This window comes from Pseudomonas sp. MF06569 (genome assembly GCF_059862735.1).
This window is the reverse complement of record NZ_JCBCUZ010000033.1, coordinates 17,418-30,455: the sequence shown is the minus strand read 5'-3', so window position 1 is coordinate 30,455 and position 13,038 is coordinate 17,418. Positions and strand designations below refer to the sequence as shown.

Annotated in this window: 12 protein-coding genes; 8 read left to right on the top strand and 4 right to left on the bottom strand. The window is 59.7% G+C overall.

Annotation, left to right across the window (positions count from 1 at the left end; genetic code table 11):
- The first annotated feature begins 112 nt into the window (after nt 1–112).
- Nucleotides 113–901, top strand: coding sequence for a DNA-binding transcriptional regulator (locus tag AC19YQ_RS22030; protein ID WP_500595948.1), 789 nt, complete (start codon nt 113–115; stop codon nt 899–901).
- Between the two features lie 1,079 nt (nt 902–1,980).
- On the opposite strand, the gene AC19YQ_RS22025 is transcribed toward AC19YQ_RS22030, so the two are convergent.
- The gene (locus AC19YQ_RS22025; protein ID WP_048351816.1) at nt 1,981–2,250 is read right to left on the bottom strand and encodes a hypothetical protein; all 270 of its coding nucleotides are present in this window, start codon (nt 2,248–2,250) and stop codon (nt 1,981–1,983) included.
- Between the two features lie 519 nt (nt 2,251–2,769).
- Nucleotides 2,770–3,639 carry a LysR substrate-binding domain-containing protein gene (locus AC19YQ_RS22020; RefSeq protein WP_133077580.1) on the bottom strand — a complete coding sequence of 290 codons (870 nt, stop codon included), beginning with the start codon at nt 3,637–3,639 and terminating at the stop codon, nt 2,770–2,772.
- A gap of 154 nt (nt 3,640–3,793) precedes the next feature.
- Here AC19YQ_RS22020 and AC19YQ_RS22015 point away from each other — a divergent pair, with 154 nt between their 5' ends.
- The 7 genes from AC19YQ_RS22015 to AC19YQ_RS21985 all read left to right on the top strand — a co-directional run bounded on the left by AC19YQ_RS22015 (nt 3,794) and on the right by AC19YQ_RS21985 (nt 9,720).
- Nucleotides 3,794–4,831 (top strand): amino acid ABC transporter substrate-binding protein, encoded by a 1,038-nt coding sequence (locus AC19YQ_RS22015; RefSeq protein ID WP_133077581.1) that lies wholly within the window; start codon nt 3,794–3,796, stop codon nt 4,829–4,831.
- Nucleotides 4,832–4,844: 13 nt separating this feature from the next.
- Complete coding sequence (locus tag AC19YQ_RS22010) at nt 4,845–5,999, top strand: amino acid ABC transporter permease (RefSeq protein WP_326397736.1); 1,155 nt, start codon at nt 4,845–4,847, stop codon at nt 5,997–5,999.
- A 2-nt stretch (nt 6,000–6,001) separates the two neighbouring features.
- Complete coding sequence (locus AC19YQ_RS22005) at nt 6,002–7,099, top strand: amino acid ABC transporter permease (RefSeq protein ID WP_133077583.1); 1,098 nt, start codon at nt 6,002–6,004, stop codon at nt 7,097–7,099.
- Nucleotides 7,096–7,872, top strand: coding sequence for an amino acid ABC transporter ATP-binding protein (locus tag AC19YQ_RS22000; RefSeq protein WP_133077584.1), 777 nt, complete (start codon nt 7,096–7,098; stop codon nt 7,870–7,872). Before AC19YQ_RS22005 ends, AC19YQ_RS22000 begins: the two co-directional genes overlap by 4 nt.
- Nucleotides 7,869–8,828: an isoaspartyl peptidase/L-asparaginase gene (locus AC19YQ_RS21995; protein WP_133077585.1), complete on the top strand. Its 960-nt coding sequence runs from the start codon at nt 7,869–7,871 to the stop codon at nt 8,826–8,828. Before AC19YQ_RS22000 ends, AC19YQ_RS21995 begins: the two co-directional genes overlap by 4 nt.
- A 65-nt stretch (nt 8,829–8,893) precedes the next feature.
- Entirely contained in the window at nt 8,894–9,199 is a 306-nt protein-coding gene (locus AC19YQ_RS21990) for an NIPSNAP family protein (protein WP_048351632.1), read from the top strand.
- 110 nt (nt 9,200–9,309) lie between these two features.
- Entirely contained in the window at nt 9,310–9,720 is a 411-nt protein-coding gene (locus AC19YQ_RS21985; RefSeq protein ID WP_500595947.1) for an SRPBCC family protein, read from the top strand.
- A gap of 334 nt (nt 9,721–10,054) precedes the next feature.
- Here the strand turns inward: AC19YQ_RS21985 and AC19YQ_RS21980 are convergent, their stop codons facing one another.
- Both AC19YQ_RS21980 and gudD read right to left on the bottom strand, forming a co-directional pair.
- Nucleotides 10,055–11,638: an aldehyde dehydrogenase (NADP(+)) gene (locus AC19YQ_RS21980; RefSeq protein ID WP_500595946.1), complete on the bottom strand. Its 1,584-nt coding sequence runs from the start codon at nt 11,636–11,638 to the stop codon at nt 10,055–10,057.
- A gap of 42 nt (nt 11,639–11,680) precedes the next feature.
- A complete protein-coding gene (gudD, locus tag AC19YQ_RS21975; RefSeq protein WP_500595945.1) occupies nt 11,681–13,030 on the bottom strand; it encodes a glucarate dehydratase in 1,350 nt (449 codons plus the stop codon).
- Between the last annotated feature and the right edge of the window lie 8 nt (nt 13,031–13,038).

Genomic DNA, 13,038 nt, shown 5'->3' with positions numbered 1-13,038 from the left:
ATTTCTTGTTGGGCGCAGTATGGAAATCGCGAAGCTGGTGAACAACGACAACCCTTGCTAGGGTGCACTCAGTGCACATCGTTGATTTACCGATAAAAATAATGGAAAACACATGAGCGAAACCGAATACAAGGCCGTGCGGGGCCTGATGCGCGGGCTATTACTGATCAACGGTCTCAACCGTTTCGACGGGGGCGCCAGTACCGCTCAGTTGGCCGAACAGAGCGGTTTGCACCGCACGACCGTGCGTCGTTTGCTGGAGACGTTGCAGGCTGAAGGCTACGTGCGCCGCAGTGAATCGGATGACAGCTACCGGTTGACTCTGAAGGTGCGTGAGCTGAGCGAAGGCTTTCGCGATGAGCAGTGGATTTCTTCAATTGCGGCGCCCTTGCTTGGCCAGTTGCTCCAGCAAGTGGCCTGGCCCACCGACCTGTGCACCCTGGATGGCGATGCGATGGTGATTCGCGAAACCACTCACCGTTTCAGTCGCCTGTCGTTTCACCGTTCGATGGTGGGGCGCCGCTTGCCCTTGCTGATGACCGCGACCGGGCGGGCGTATTTTGCGTTTTGCCCGCCGGCCGAGCGGGAAGAATTGATCGAGTTGATGATCAGTCGGGACGACTCGCAGTCGGTGCTGGCGGCGGATCGCCGATTCGTCGAGCGACTGGTGGAGCACACGCGCAGCAAGGGTTATGGCGAAAACAACGCGCACTGGGGAGAAGAGCGCAAGATCGCGGCGATTGCGATCCCGGTGATGCACGAGGAGCGGGTGATGGGTTGCCTTAACCTGGTGTATATCGCCAAGGCCATGCCGGTCGAGGAAGCTGCACGGCGCTTTTTACCGGCGATGCAGGAGGTGGTGGGAAAGATTCAGGCGGGGCTGGTCGCAGACAAACTGTAGCCGCTGAGGAGCGCAGCGAGGCTGCGATGGGCAGCCCTCGTATTCTCAGGCAGACCGGGTGTGCAGGGTTTGCGAGCGCTGCGCGCCCGGACGCAGCCTCGCACTACTCGTCAGCGGCTTGTATGTTGGCGCTTAAACGTTTTGCGCAAGGTTCTGTGGCGTCTGCGAAGCATTTTTGCTTTTGCTTTTGCTTTTGCTGGAGCCACACGTATGTCCAGACGACGCGAATGCCCATCACAGAAGGCCGAACGCAGGTGCTGTTATGGGGGTGGCGCGGCAGGACGCCGCGCCAGCCGCGATGGACCATGGATGGCCCGTCGCGGCGTGCCCCCATGACAGTGCCGGAGTGAGGGAACCACCGAGCCTGGGCGAGGCGGCCGTATGGTAGGGCAAGCCTTTTTGGTTACTTTTTCGGCGTCTGGAAAAAGTGACCCGCCGTAAGGGCGGAACCCGTAGAAAGTCGTGACACATCGAATGGATATGTACTCGGCATCGCTGCGGGCGCATCGCAAAACAACTGGCACACTGGGTACATATCCGGCATCCGCAGTTAACTGAAATGATGGTTTCGCTCTTACAGCGAGTCACTTTGCAAAAGCGGCAAAGTAACCAAAGCGCTTTCGCCCCTGCGTACGGCCTTCGCTGCGCTCAGGTGTCCCTCGCTCCGGTCCCGCTCCGTGGGCCCGCCGTGACGGGCCATCCCTGGCCCAACACGGCTCTCCCGGCATCCATGCCGGTCGACCCACTACGCAGAACCTCCTCTCGGCCTCCCGAAGGGGCGGGCAGATCAAAAGCACTGCCCGCCGAGGCGGCCGACCGGCCGGCCTGGTTGGTGGGGTGCATTCACGATCCGTAGCAGCTGACGAGCCGTGCGAGGCTGCGTTCGGCTTGGTGCGCCACTGCGACGTAGCAGTCGTAAAGTCAGCTTCCTCGGTTAATCAGGCATACCGCGTGTACCTGTTTTGCGACCGCTGCGCGATCGAACGCAGCCTCGTTCTACTCGTCAACTGCTACGTAGAGGGATAGACGACGAATCCTGTAGACGCAGCCATCGTAAAACCCTGCACTGGGGTGTTTTTCTATGCAGGCTGCAATCGCCAACCCAACACATTCAACACGTCACAACCATCTCGCAGTAGCAGCGCAGCAGCCGTGGCCAGATGTTTGAGATCAACCGAATCTGCCTGCTGCAATTCGCGGCTGGAGAGTGTTTCCATAAGTTGGGTTGCCGCCAGCATGCGGGCCACGGCGTTGGCGTGAAGCACATCGAGGGGCGTATTGCGGTCGATAAATAAGGCGGGGATGGTGCAGTCGATGGCGGTTAACGGAATAAATGGATGTTGAGTCATAAGTGATGCTCCTGGAAGGGTATTTGAGCCAGCTTATTTCGTCGCCAAACGAAAACAGGTGGCCGCTGTACGCGGGTTGGCGAACCGGTGATCCAGGAAACCCGGCAGACCCGAAGATCTCCCACGTACAGCTGCCATAAAGCAGTGCGAGCAAAATACACGCTTAGCCATATTTAACAACCACACGTTAACTGGATACTGCCAGGTCGCCAAACCCGGTCGCCTTATCGGCGAGGGCTGACTATAGGCGTCGTGCCGATACCTCAGCAATTGGCAAGCCTGTGCGAAAAATCCTGAAAGTTCGTAGTGGGGCTGGTGTTGTGCGGGGCCGCGATTGGGGGGCTTTGGTGATAACTGGCAGGCCGGGTACATATCCGGCATGCATGTCTAACTGGAATATGGGTTTCGCTCTTACAGCGAGTCACTTTGCAAAAACGGCAAAGTAACCAAAGCGCTTTCGCCCCTGCGTGCGCCTGTCGCCGGTGCGCAGCGGTCCCGGGATCTTTACACGTTCTTTGTCTACAACCGCTGCCAGAGCGCATCGGCCTGGGGGTTACGGTTGTCCCGCCAGCGCACCAGAATCACTTCCAGATGGTCAGACTCCATATCCGGATACAAACGCACCAGTTCCCCACGCTCAATCAGCGGCGCAACCATGCTGTGGGGCATGCAGGCCACGCCCTGGCCACTGGCAACCATCGGTTTGAGGGCTTCGGACACGGTGGCCTCAAACACTTGCAGCAGGCGATGGGGCTGGGGATGGCGGTTGATCTGGATACGGGACAATTCATGCAGTTGGGCACTGCGCGAGTAACTGAGCAGCGGGATCGGCTCATCGGTCTGTGCGCAATGCGCCGCCAGTGCCGGGGTGGCCACCCAGTACAGCTCGTCATGGCCCAGGGACTTGACCTCGAATTCGCTCTGGCGCGAGTAGGGCGCCGTCTTGGTATCACGGTAGAACAGGATGAAATCGCAACGCCCGGACATCAGCGCCATGTAGTAATCGTCGGTGCTTCGATAGCCAGTGTCGATCCGGGTGAACAGCGGCGATTGCGCGCTGTTCAACTGGCTGATCCAGTCCGGGAAGAAGTTGCACGCCAGGGTGTGCAACGAGGCAAAGGTCAGCGGCCGATTAAGCACTTTTACGCTCTGTTCACAGTCGCGGGCCATGCGCACCAATTCCACGGCATTGGGCAGCAAGGCTTCACCGGCGGCCGTCAGGCGCACCGGGTTGCGTTCGCGGTCGATCAGGGTGGCTCCCAGGTGCGCTTCCAGCAATTGAATTCGCCGGCTCAGCGCCGATTGCGAAGAGCCGCGCATGCTGGCCGCCGCCGTGAACTTGCCGGTATCGGCCAGGGCGAGAAAGTCTTCATACCAGTCGATGTTCATAGTGTTATTCCAATATTCGATAGCGCGTCCAGATTAGTGGATCAATAGTCGCTATCCGGCCCATGCCTCTGTCTTTATTGTGCGTCTCAACCGCCACCTGCCGTTGGATTGTGGTTGTCAGGCATAACAAGAAGAATTTTGAAGGGGCAATGATATGCACAAATTGAATAGGGTGAAGCTTTTACTTGGGGCACCACTGCTGGCGCTGCTGGTGACCGGTGCTCAAGTTGCCCAGGCAGGTGTGCTGGACAAGGTCAAGGCCCATGGCAGCGTGCGCTGCGGTGTGGCAGGCGACAAACCGGGGTTTTCCCTGATCGACGACAAAGGTCGCTGGACCGGCATGGACGTTGATCTGTGCCGTGCCGTTGCCGCCGCCGTGCTGGGCGATGCGGACAAGGTTGAATACCTGACCACCACCGCAAAAAACCGTTTTACCGCCCTGGCTTCCGGGGAAATCGACATTCTGTCCCGGGCCGCATCCTGGACCGCCGAGCGGGTGGCCAACCTGGGGGTGGACTTCACCACGGTCTGGTTTTACGACGGCCAGGGTTTCATGACCCACGCCGCGGATGGCATCAAAAAGCTGACGGATCTGGACGGTGCAACTTTCTGCCTGTCGCCGGGCACCACGTCTGAGCAGAACCTCGAAGACTATTTCGGTCGGCGCGGCCTGACGTACAAGACGGTCGTCATCGAGAAAAGCCCCGAGCTGTACGCCGCGTTTCAGCGCGGGCGCTGCAACGCCATCTCCAATGACTCCTCCGGCCTGGCTGCCCGATTGGCGCTGATGAACAACCCCCAGGACTACGTGCTGTTGCCGGAAGTGATTTCCAAGGAGCCCCTGGGCGCCTTCGTCGCCCAAGGTGACACCACCTGGCGCAATATCGTGACCTGGACCGCCTATGCCCTGATGACAGGCGAAGAGTTGGGAGTGACGTCTGAAAACGTCGACCAATTGCACAGTGACAAAACGGCGTCGACCGATATCGCCCGTTTGCTGGGCACTGAAGGCACGATCGGCAAGTCCTTTGGTCTGGACAGTGACTGGGCGTACCGCGCCCTCAAGCAAGTCGGCAACTACGCGCAGATCTATGACCGCAACCTCGGCCAGCAGACGGCACTGAACATCCCGCGCGGGCTGAACCGCAGCTGGAAAGACAATGGCTTGATGTACGCGCCGCCGATTCGTTAAGGGAATTACTGTCATGTCGACTTTTCGTTCGCACAACCTGCGCCTGTCGAGTGTGTTGCAGCAAGGGCTGGTCCTGGCTCTGGTTGCGGCGGTCTTTTATCTGCTTTCCAGCAACGCTGCGCTGAACCTGAAAAATCTGAATATTGCCTCGGGCTTCGGGTTTTTATCCCAGCGCGCTGGCTACGACATCAGTTTTTCGCTGATCGATTACACCCCGGACGCGAGCTATGCCCGGGCCTATCTGGTGGGGTTGCTCAACACCTTGCTGGTGTCGGTATTGAGCATTGTGCTGGCAACCCTGCTGGGGGGCGCACTGGGCATGGCCCGCGTGTCGGACAACTGGCTGATCAAGCGCCTGAGCGGGACGTGCATCGAGTTCCTGCGCAACGTGCCGCTGGTGGTGCATCTGGTCTGGTGGTACGGCCTGGTACTGGCGTTGCCAGGGGTCAAGCATTCGGCTTCGCTGTTTGGCGTGGTGTTTTTGAACAACAACGGCCTGAACCTGCCGTGGCTTGCCCAAGGCAGTCAGGTCGGTTGGGGCCTGGCCCTGATGCTGCTGGGCACGCTGCTGGCCTATGTGTTTTGTCGCGTCAGGGAAGCCCGAACGCCGTGGCGCGGTTTTGCCTCCAGGCGCTGGCCTCTGCTGTTGGCCGGTGCGGTGTTGCTGCCGTTGCTGGTGTACGTTCTGAGCGATGCCCATTTGCAATGGGAAGTGCCCGTGCAGCGCGGTTTCGGGTTCAAGGGCGGGATTACCCTGGTTCCGGAGATGCTTGCCCTGTGCCTGGCCTTGTCGTTCTACAGCGCAAGCTACATTGCAGAAATCGTCAGGGGCGCCATCGAGTCGGTGCATCGCGGCCAGTACGAAGCGGCCAAAGCGCTCGGCTTCAAATCCGGGTCAACCCTGCGCCAACTGATCGTGCCGCAAGCGATCTACCCGATGATCCCGCAGATCACCAACACGTACCTGAACATCGTCAAGAACTCCTCGCTGGGTGTGGTCATCGGCTTCATGGAGCTGGTGTCGTCTACCGGCGGCACCACCCTGAACCAGACGGGCCAGGCCATTGAGTGCATCGCGCTGGTCATGGGGACTTACTGTGCGATCAGTCTGGTGATCTCCCTGGGAATGAACATCTACAACCACCGCATTGGCCAGAGGGGGCACTGAACATGACCGCCATGAATCAATCACTGTCTATCCCACTGGCACCTCCAAGATTGCCCTGGGCACAGCGGGCGCTGGCCTGGAGCCGTAGTCAGCTGTTCCCCAGTGTGGGCCACAGCCTGCTGACGCTCAGCGTGATTGCACTGTTGTGCTGGTGCATTCCTGCGGCACTCAACTGGCTGGTGTTCGACGCCACGTTCGTGGGCGACAGCGCCAAGGACTGCAACCCCGGCGGGGCGTGCTGGCTGCCGATCACCCAGCGCTGGAACCTGTTTGTGTATGGCTTCTACCCGCAAGCCGAGCAGTGGCGGGTGACCCTGTCGCTGATACTGGCGGGCGCTGCGTTTGTCCTGCTGTTTTTCAAGCGTCTGGACCGGCGCCTGCTGCTGGCGTACCTGGCCTTGCTGCCGATCGTGATGTGGTGGCTGCTCAAGGGCGGGGCCGGTTTGCCCGAGGTGTCTTCGACCAAGTTTGCCGGGATGCTGGTGACGGTCTTTCTGGGCACGGCAGGGATGATTTTCGCCTTGCCTCTGGGGATCCTGCTGGCCTTGGGCCGACGTTCAAAGCTGCCGGTTGTCCGCATGCTGTGCGTGCTCTACATCGAGCTGGTGCGCTCGGTGCCGGTGATCTCGCTGCTGTTTATGGCGTCGCTGATGATCCAGCTGTTTCTGCCGCCGGACTCGGCATTCGACATCCTGTTGCGGGTGCAACTGGTGCTGATCCTGTTTACCGCCGCCTATATGGCCGAGACCCTGCGCGGCGGTCTGCAGAACCTGCCCAAGGGGCAGTACGAAGCGGCAATGGCCCTGGGTTTTGGCTACTGGAAAACCATGGGCCAGATCATCCTGCCGCAAGTGCTCAAGCAGTCCATTGCGCCGTTGCTCACGCAATTTATCGGCCTGTTCAAGGAAACCACGCTGGTGATGATCGTCGGCGTGCTGGACATCGTCGGCATCGCCATGAGCACCGCCGTCGCACCTGAATGGGTTGAGTACGGCCATGAAATTTACGTCTTCCTGGCGATCTATTTCTTTGTCATCTGTTTTGCACTGTCGCGCTATGCCCGACATCTTGAACTTCGTATGGAGCAAAGCCGCTCATGATCATGAAACCCAAGGCAGATGCCGCCGCGATGGTGCGTATCGAACAATTGAACAAGTGGTTCGGCAATGCCCACGTGCTGAAAAACATCTCGCTGAATGTGCACGCCGGAGAAAAGGTGGTGATCTGCGGGCCGTCGGGCTCCGGCAAATCGACCCTGATCCGCTGCATCAATCAACTTGAGCAACACCAGCAGGGCCTGGTCGAAGTGCTGGGCGAGGAACTCAATGGCAGCGTCAAGGGCCTGGAGCGTATTCGCCGGCAGGTGGGCATGTGTTTCCAGCACTTCAACCTGTTCCCGCACCTCACGGTACTGAAAAACTGCACCTTGCCCCAGACGTCTAATCTGGGTGTACCCGAGGCTGAAGCCATCGAGCGTGCGCTGGGCTTGCTGGACAAGGTCAAGATGCGCGACCACGCCAACAAGTTTCCTTCGCAGTTGTCCGGTGGCCAGCAACAACGTATCGCCATTGCCCGGGCATTGTGCATGCAACCCAAGGTTATGCTGTTCGATGAACCGACTTCGGCCCTGGACCCGGAAATGATCGCCGAAGTACTGGACGTGATGACCAGCCTCGCCCAGGAAGGCATGACCATGATTTGCGTGACCCATGAAATGGGGTTTGCCCGTAAGGTCGCAGACCGGATCGTATTCATGGACCAGGGCGAAATCGTCGAAGAAGCACCCCCCGAGCGGTTTTTCTCGGCCCCGGAATCACCGCGTACCCAACGCTTTTTGAGCCAGATAATTAATCACGGAGTGCATGCGCAATGACTCAATCCATAGCGATGGCCCTGCATGGCGGCGCCGGTGTCCTGATGCCCGGTGTATTGACCCAGGATGACGAACAGGCGATCCACGCCGCGCTGCTGCAGGCCCTCAGGGCTGGCGTTGATGTGCTGGAGCAGGGCGGCAGCAGCCTGGACGCGGTGCAGGCAAGCGTGGTCGAACTGGAAGAGTGTCCGTGGTTCAACGCGGGTAAAGGTGCGGTATTTACCCATGCCGGAGACCACGAACTGGACGCAGCGATCATGAACGGCGCTAACCTCGAAGCCGGGGCGGTGGCTGGGGTACATCACGTGCGCAACCCCATTTGCGGCGCCCGGGCAGTCCTGGAACACAGCGAACATGTGCTGCTGGCAGGCGCGGGGGCGGATCTGTTCCTGTCCGAGCAACCTGACCTGGAGCACGTCAGCAACGACTGGTACGACACCCCCTTGCGTCGTCGCCAGTGGGCTGCCCAGCAGCAACAACCGGAGACGGTGCTGCTGGAACCGGGAGGCGTGGAGAAAAAGTTTGGCACCGTGGGCGCTGTCGCCCTGGATAGCCACGGCCATGTCGCTGCGGCCACCTCCACGGGCGGCATTACCAACAAACGCTACGGACGCGTGGGTGACTCGCCGCTGATCGGCTCCGGCACCTGGGCGGATGACCGCAGTGCCGCGATCTCGGCGACCGGCCACGGCGAATTCTTCATGCGTACCGTCGTGGCACACAATATTGCGTCGCGTATCCGGCTGGTGGGCTCAACCCTTGCGGATGCCTGTGAGCAGGTTGTGCAGGGCGAACTCAAGACCTTGGGAGGCAACGGCGGCGTGGTGGCAGTGTCACCGTCCGGCGAGACCGTGTTGAGCTTCAATACGCCCGGCATGTACCGCGCCTGGCGCGATGCCGAAGGTGGTTTGCACACGGCGATCTATGCCGAGGATGATCGTCTGCATCCTCTTTGAGTCTGTTGACCCGTGGGGCGGCTGGAGACTAGTCTCGATCTCCTTTCGCCTCATGGAGTGAACACATGATCACGTGCTACCTGCGTTATGTCATTGACCCTTACAAGCTGGCCGAATTTGAAGCGTACGGGCGAATCTGGATTCCCCTGGTCGAGAAATTCGGCGGTCAGCACCACGGCTACTTCCTGCCCTCGGAAGGCGCCAACAACATTGCCCTGGCCATGTTTACCTTCCCCAGCCTTGCGGCCTATGAAGACTACCGCGAGCGCTCAAAAACCGATGCCGAATGCATTGCCGCCTTCAAGCTGGCTGAAGACAATCGCTGCATCCTGAGTTACGAGCGAAGCTTCTTTAAACCGGTTTTTGAGTGACCCGAGCGGGTCTCACAGGGGCTGTTGCTGTTGGCACACGTCGTTTCGGTTTGGTTCAACCCGCAAACCAAGTGCCGACGACAAATCACTGATTGATGGAGAATCCCCACATGGCAACCGCATCCGCAACTATCGATATTCCCGTTCCAGCCGATCAGGTTTGGCAATTGATCGGCGGCTTTGGCTCGCTGCCGGACTGGTTGTCGTTTGTTGTAAAAAGCGAACTGAGTGAAGGCGGGCGCTTGCGCACTCTGCGTACCGAGGACGGCACGGTGATTGTCGAACGGCTTGAAAGCTTCGACAACGGGAGCAAGACCTACAGCTACTCCATTACTCAGGCGCCGTTCCCGGTGACGGATTACCTGGCCACTCTGCGTGTGGAAGCCCACGGCGCAGGTGCCCGGGTGACCTGGTCGGGGCGGTTTACCCCGAACGGGGTAAGCGATGACGAGGCCCAAGAGCTGTTTTCAGGCATCTATCAGGGCGGGCTGACGGCGCTGCGAAGCAATTTTCCAGGTTGAGCACAGGGTTGCGAGATATGGGTAAAAAATACCCATAAATAGCGCGGTGATAGCAATTTGGAATAAGACTGGATCCAAAAAACAAATAAAAAATGTGGCTATTTAATGACTTAGGTCAGTATTGGTTTGAAATAAATTGTGCAGAATCACTTGTTACTGATTGTTACGATAGGGTAAGATCGCCCTGCGTTCACCTACCACGGTTTATGCATTTTTAAGCCCCAAGTTTCCATCAGCTACTTGGGCTTTTTTTTGCCTGAAATTTGATATTGGATCCAATTTGCAGGCATAAAAAAGGCGCCATATGCTGGCGCCTCCAGGCCCATACCGAGCCTTATTTGATCGCCTGGGAACTCCACTCGCCGTTCACCAGACGCTTCAAACCTAACGGGTTGCTGTTTTGCAACGCTTCGGGCAGTTGGGCGTCGGGATAGTTCTGGTAGCAGACCGGACGCAGGAAGCGGTCAATCGCCAATGAGCCAACCGACGTACCGCGTGAGTCGGAAGTCGCCGGGTATGGGCCGCCGTGAACCATCGCGTCGCACACTTCGACGCCGGTAGGGTAGCCATTGACCAGAATCCGCCCGACCTTTTGCTCAAGGATCGGCACCAGCCACTGATACTGCGCAAGGTCATCCAGTTCGCCGATCAGGGTGGCGGTCAATTGGCCGCGCAAGGCCAGCAGGGCCGCTTTTAACTGTGCATCGCTGTCGACTTCGATAAGGATGGTCGTGGGACCAAACACCTCCTCCTGCAACAACGGATCCTTGTCCAGCAGCAGGCTGACATCGGCCTTGAACAATTGTGGTTGCGCTTGCGATCCCGACTGGGTGTGGCCGGCCAGGTGGGTGATGCCCGGATGGCTGAGCAGATGTTCCACGCCCTTGGCGTAGTTGCGCAGCCCGCCTGCGTTGAGCAGGGTGTGCGGCGTCTGTTCGGCCATGTGCCGGGTCAGTTGCTCGACAAAGGCAGAGAACTGGGCGCTACGCAGGCCGATCACCAGGCCGGGATTGGTGCAGAACTGTCCGCCGCCCTGAGTGACCGATGCCGACAGGTCTTTTGCGACAGCCTCGCTGCGTGAGGCCAGGGCCTGAGGCAGCAGGATCACCGGGTTGATGCTCGACATCTCGGCGAATACCGGGATGGGTTGCTCGCGTTCGGCGGCCATTTTGCTCAGTGCGTTGCCGCCGTGCAGCGACCCGGTAAAGCCCACGGCCTGGATGGCGGGGTGCTTGACCAACTGTTCGCCGACCCCGGCGCCGAAGATCATGTTGAACACACCCTTGGGCATGCCGGTCTTTTCAGCCGCACGAATAATTGCGCAGCCCACCTGGTCGGCGGTTGCCATGTGCCCGCTGTGTGCCTTGAAAACCACCGGGCAGCCCGCTGCAAAGGCGGCCGCGGTGTCGCCACCGGCAGTGGAAAAGGCCAGTGGAAAGTTGCTGGCACCGAAGACGGCCACAGGCCCGACGCCGATCCGGTACTGACGCAGATCCACCCGTGGCAGCGGTTTGCGATCCGGCAGGGCCAGATCGATCCGCGCGCCTAAAAAGTCGCCACGGCGCAGCACGGTTGCGAACAGGCGCATTTGCCCGCTGGTACGGCCGCGCTCACCTTGAATGCGTCCTGCGGGCAGGGCGGTTTCCCTGCACACCAGGGCGACAAAGTCGTCGCCCAGCTGGTCTATTTCGTCAGCAATGGCGTCCAGGAATTCGGCGCGGCGTTCAGGAGACAGTTGGCGAAACGGTACAAAGGCCTCGGCGGCTGCGTTGGCGGCACGGTCCACTTCTTCTGGCGTGGCCTGATAAAAGAGCACAGGCAGTGCCTCTCCGGTGCTGGCATCCAGGCTTTGTACCGTGACGGTTCCGGCAGCGCTGCGGCTGCCGCCGATAAAGTTGTGGCCAGTTACGGTCGACATCGTTTCGATCCTCGCTAGAGTGCTAAGTGCGCTGTGGGGTGCTCAGCGCACAAGACAGGGTTTTTTGTTGTCGTATTTCCAGCCCGGAACAATGTACTGCATGGCGACGCTATCGTCCCGTGCGCCAAGGCCCATGCCTTTGTACAGTTCGTGGGCCTTGGCCACGGCGTCCATGTCGATGTCCACGCCCAGGCCGGGTCTGGCCGGAACCTTGATGTGACCGTCGACAATTTTCAGCGGCTCGCGGGTCAGGCGCTGGCCATCCTGCCAGATCCAGTGAGTATCAATGGCGGTGATTTCTCCCGGTGCGGCGGCCGCGACCTGGGTGAACATGGCCAGGGAAATATCAAAGTGGTTGTTGGAGTGCGAGCCCCAGGTCAGGCCCCACTCGTGGCACATTTGCGCGACGCGTACCGAACCCTGCATGGTCCAGAAGTGCGGGTCGGCCAGGGGAATATCCACGGCCTGGGATTGAATGGCGTGACCCATCTCGCGCCAGTCCGTGGCAATCATGTTGGTGGCGGTGGGCAACCCGGTAGCGCGACGGAACTCGGCCATCACCTCGCGTCCCGAGTAACCGTTTTCGGCACCGCAGGGGTCTTCGGCATAGGCCAGTACGCGGTGTTGATCGCGGCACAGGGCCACGGCCTCCTTGAGTGACCAGGCGCCATTGGGGTCCAGGGTGATGCGGGCGGTGGGGAAGCGTTCGGCCAGTGCGGTGACCGCTTCGATCTCTTCGGCACCGCGCAGTACGCCGCCTTTAAGCTTGAAGTCGTTAAAGCCATATTTGGCCTGAGCCGCTTCTGCCAGGCGGACGATGGCTTGCGGGGTCAGGGCTTTTTCATGGCGCAGACGGAACCAGTCATCGGCCTCGGCTTCATTGCGGTAGGCCAGATCGGTCTGTTGGCGATCGCCAATGTAAAACAGGTAGCCGAGCATCTTGACCGCATCCCGTTGCTGGCCTTCGCCGAGCAGGGCTGCCACTGGCACTTCCAGGAACTGACCGAGCAAGTCGAGCAGGGCTGCCTCCATTGCTGTGACGGCGTGGATGGTGATGCGCAGGTCAAAAGTCTGCAGGCCACGACCTGCCGAGTCACGGGCGGCGAAGGTGGTGCGCATGGCGTTGAGAATGCTCTTGTAGTTGCCGATGGGCTGGCCCACGACCAGGTTGCGTGCGTCTTCCAGGGTCTCGCGGATGCGTTCACCGCCAGGCACTTCGCCAACGCCGACATTGCCGCTGCTGTCCTTGAGGATAACGATATTGCGGGTAAAGAAAGGGCCGTGCGCGCCGCTGAGGTTGAGCAACATGCTGTCATGACCGGCCACCGGGATAACCTGCAGGCTGGTGACGATCGGGGCTTTTGTGGCGTGGTGTTGATGTTCGGTGTTCATTGTCTGTT

What these genes read in the sequence shown, in the direction of transcription:
- AC19YQ_RS21985 (WP_500595947.1), top strand. Translation starts at nt 9,310, where the DNA reads ATGGCAACCGCATCCGCAACTATCGATATTCCCGTTCCAGCCGATCAG.
- gudD (WP_500595945.1), bottom strand. Translation starts at nt 13,030, where the DNA reads ATGAACACCGAACATCAACACCACGCCACAAAAGCCCCGATCGTCACC.
- AC19YQ_RS22030 (WP_500595948.1), top strand. Translation starts at nt 113, where the DNA reads ATGAGCGAAACCGAATACAAGGCCGTGCGGGGCCTGATGCGCGGGCTA.
- AC19YQ_RS21995 (WP_133077585.1), top strand. Translation starts at nt 7,869, where the DNA reads ATGACTCAATCCATAGCGATGGCCCTGCATGGCGGCGCCGGTGTCCTG.
- AC19YQ_RS22010 (WP_326397736.1), top strand. Translation starts at nt 4,845, where the DNA reads ATGTCGACTTTTCGTTCGCACAACCTGCGCCTGTCGAGTGTGTTGCAG.
- AC19YQ_RS22005 (WP_133077583.1), top strand. Translation starts at nt 6,002, where the DNA reads ATGACCGCCATGAATCAATCACTGTCTATCCCACTGGCACCTCCAAGA.
- AC19YQ_RS22020 (WP_133077580.1), bottom strand. Translation starts at nt 3,639, where the DNA reads ATGAACATCGACTGGTATGAAGACTTTCTCGCCCTGGCCGATACCGGC.
- AC19YQ_RS21980 (WP_500595946.1), bottom strand. Translation starts at nt 11,638, where the DNA reads ATGTCGACCGTAACTGGCCACAACTTTATCGGCGGCAGCCGCAGCGCT.
- AC19YQ_RS22015 (WP_133077581.1), top strand. Translation starts at nt 3,794, where the DNA reads ATGCACAAATTGAATAGGGTGAAGCTTTTACTTGGGGCACCACTGCTG.
- AC19YQ_RS22025 (WP_048351816.1), bottom strand. Translation starts at nt 2,250, where the DNA reads ATGACTCAACATCCATTTATTCCGTTAACCGCCATCGACTGCACCATC.
- AC19YQ_RS21990 (WP_048351632.1), top strand. Translation starts at nt 8,894, where the DNA reads ATGATCACGTGCTACCTGCGTTATGTCATTGACCCTTACAAGCTGGCC.
- AC19YQ_RS22000 (WP_133077584.1), top strand. Translation starts at nt 7,096, where the DNA reads ATGATCATGAAACCCAAGGCAGATGCCGCCGCGATGGTGCGTATCGAA.